The sequence below is a fragment of the Mesorhizobium sp. M7A.F.Ca.CA.003.01.2.1 genome (genome assembly GCF_003998945.1).
GTDB classification, from domain to species: Bacteria; Pseudomonadota; Alphaproteobacteria; order Rhizobiales; family Rhizobiaceae; genus Mesorhizobium; species Mesorhizobium ciceri.
Genome location: NZ_RZRA01001543.1, coordinates 1 through 657 on the forward strand (window position 1 = coordinate 1; position 657 = coordinate 657).

Below are 657 nucleotides of genomic sequence, written 5' to 3' on the forward strand. Positions count from 1 at the left end.
CTCAAGCAGTGATGAAAAGCTTGAGCGGGCGAGAAAGCTTGGCGCCTGGCAAGGGATCAACTACCGCACGCAACCGGCCTGGGACGATGCCGCGCGTGAGCTGACGAACGGGCTGGGCGTGAACCACGTGCTGGAAATGGTCGGCGGCGACAATGCACGGCGATCGCTGAACGCGCTGGCCGCCGACGGCCGGCTGTCGATCATCGGCCTGCTGGGCGCGATGGAGCTCAGCTTTCCCATCCTGCCCTTCATGCGCAACCGCATCACCGTGCAGGGCCTGTCGATCGGCCATCGCCGTGCTTTCGAGCGCATGAATCAGGCGATCGAGGCGCTGGCGATCAAGCCGGTCATCGACAAGGTTTTTGGCTTCGATGAGGTGCCGCAGGCCTTGCAACATCTGGAGAAAGGGCCGTTCGGCAAGATCGTGATCACCACGACCTGACTTTTGCGATGTCATGGCAACTGCTTCAACACGCCGACAATTGCCTCGCCGTCCGTGAAATAGGGATCGCCGCCGCCATTGCGTCCCGCCTTGGTGGCGCCGACGCCCGATATGTCGCTGGTCGAGAGCAGCATGCCGGCAGTGGCCAGGTCGCGCATCAGGAAATCGCGCTCGGCGTCGATGTCGGGGCCGATATGGTGGGTGACGGCGCCGGT

Annotated in this window: 2 protein-coding genes; one reads left to right on the top strand and one right to left on the bottom strand. The window is 63.5% G+C overall.

Features of this window, described 5'->3' with window-relative positions; translation table 11 throughout:
* Nucleotides 1-442, top strand: a 442-nt coding sequence (locus tag EN969_RS34070; protein ID WP_164758797.1) for a zinc-binding dehydrogenase, incomplete at its 5' end; no start/stop codon positions are given.
* An 11-nt stretch (nucleotides 443-453) separates the two neighbouring features.
* Here the strand turns inward: EN969_RS34070 and EN969_RS34075 are convergent.
* Nucleotides 454-657, bottom strand: a 204-nt coding sequence (locus EN969_RS34075) for an LssY C-terminal domain-containing protein (protein WP_206525363.1), incomplete at its 5' end; no start/stop codon positions are given.